Consider the following 1,734-nt stretch of genomic DNA (forward strand, 5'->3'; position numbering starts at 1 on the left):
CGCTGGTCTTCGCCTCCTTGGTGGCGGTCGGGTAGATCGCGCCGAAGGCGACATAGTCGGCCCCGGCTTCGGCTGCCTCCATGGCGAGGTGGCGGCTGTCGTGACAGGTGACGCCGACGATGGCGTCAGGCCCCAGCAGCTTGCGCGCCTCGCCATAGGAGGCGTCGTCCTGCCCGACATGGACGCCGTCGGCGCCGAGCGCCCGCGCGAGGTCGGGCCGGTCGTTAACGATGAAGGCGGCCCCGGCGGCCTGAACAATCGGCATCAGGAGGCGCCCGGCCGCGAGCACGGCCTCGTCGGGAACGTCCTTCAGCCGCAACTGCACGCAGGCGACATCGCCGCCCGCCAGCGCCTCAGCCAGCACGGGTGCGAACGTCGCCGGATCGAGCGCCGGCGGCGTGATGAGATAGAGACGGCAGCGCGGGCCGGTCACCGCGCACCGAAGAGGAGATAGAGAAGGAACAGCTTTAGTTCACCCGGCGGCGCGTTGGCCAGCGCCCTCATTGCCTGACGAGCAGTCTGACAGCTGTCCGATGCGTCGGACAATGTGACCTTCCCTCGCGGGTCGTAGTCCGCGCGATGTCGAGCGGACTGCAAGCTCACGAATGCTGCGGCCGCTTCTTTGATCTCAGGCGAAAACGAGGCGAGGCCGATAGCCTGCCTTGTTCGCGCCGGCATCGTTTCCTTGGCGCACTCGCTGCATCGCGCTTCCATGAGATTGTGCTGAAATGCGCGATAGACCAGCGCATAGGCACTGGACTTGGAGTGCGTCGCGCCGACGAGGTCGTCGGCAGTCAGGGCAAGAATGCGATGGAAGAGCGCATAATAGGCAGCAGAGACCGACCGGCGGAGATCGACCTGCTTTGGCGCTCCGCGGGCAGGCGGCTGTGCCAAGGCGAAAGCGTGATCAAGCCATTTTGCCGCATCGATCATGCGGCCTGCTCGCGAGCCTCTTTTTTCTCTCGGGCTTCTTTTCTGGTGGCGTAATGGATGTACGCAAACCGCTCGTCGCCGCGCCTGGAAAGATAGTCGTTCGCCATTCGCAGCACCCTTAGCACCGGCGCGCTGCTGCCAAGGGGCCTCTTAAGAATGACGAGCACATTCCACGACTCTTCGCCGAGATGATTGTAGCCTAGTTCGACTTCCACGCCTGCAACCACCCTCTCGCCGAACTCGCGCTCGACGATGGTCTGCACCTCATTCATCAGATCGAACATCTCGGGCGCGAGTTCGCTCACATCGGTCGTCCAAATTATCGAAGCCGAAAAATGCGCCCGTTGCCTCGGAATGGCAAGCTCCTCACGCTCCGGCGCCAACCCAGGCTTCACCGGCAGCCGGATTCAGCCTGCCCGGTATGAAAGCAGATTTCACAAGCGCGGCATCTATGAAAGGAAGCCGCCCGTTTCGTTCGCAGCGCCCGTCCCTATGAAAAGATAGATCGCGGCGCGTCGCTCACTCCGCCGCCGCGGCCCGGCTCTTGCCGATGGTCGGGTCCAGTTCGCCCGTGGCGTAGCGCTTGGCCATCGCCGCCAGCGGCACGACCTTGATCTTGTCGGCCCAGCCTTCCGCGCCGAACTCCTGGAAGCGCTGGATGCAGACCTTGCGCATCGCTTCCTTGGCGGGCTTGAGGTAGGCGCGCGGATCGAACTCGCCCGGCTTCTCGGCGAAGACCTTGCGGATCGCGCCGGTGATCGCCATGCGGTTGTCGGTGTCGATGTTGATCTTGCGCACGCC

The 1,734-nt window shown here is 64.3% G+C and carries 4 protein-coding genes; all 4 read right to left on the minus strand.

Features of this window, described 5'->3' with window-relative positions; all coding sequences use genetic code 11:
* Positions 1–433, minus strand: a 433-nt coding sequence (locus ACE3SL_RS09345) for a thiamine phosphate synthase (protein WP_374525465.1), incomplete at its 3' end; no start/stop codon positions are given.
* Positions 430–933, minus strand: coding sequence for a hypothetical protein (locus tag ACE3SL_RS09350; protein ID WP_374525466.1), 504 nt, complete (start codon positions 931–933; stop codon positions 430–432). The genes ACE3SL_RS09345 and ACE3SL_RS09350, both read right to left, overlap by 4 nt.
* On the minus strand, positions 930–1,238 hold the full coding sequence (locus tag ACE3SL_RS09355; RefSeq protein ID WP_374525467.1) for a hypothetical protein: 309 nt from the start codon (positions 1,236–1,238) through the stop codon (positions 930–932). The genes ACE3SL_RS09350 and ACE3SL_RS09355 overlap by 4 nt, the downstream gene beginning before the upstream one ends.
* A 214-nt stretch (positions 1,239–1,452) precedes the next feature.
* Positions 1,453–1,734, minus strand: a 282-nt coding sequence (locus ACE3SL_RS09360) for a class II fructose-bisphosphate aldolase (RefSeq protein WP_374525468.1), incomplete at its 5' end; no start/stop codon positions are given.

Source organism: Sphingopyxis sp. (assembly GCF_041916015.1).
In the GTDB taxonomy this organism is placed as follows: domain Bacteria; phylum Pseudomonadota; class Alphaproteobacteria; order Sphingomonadales; family Sphingomonadaceae; genus Sphingopyxis.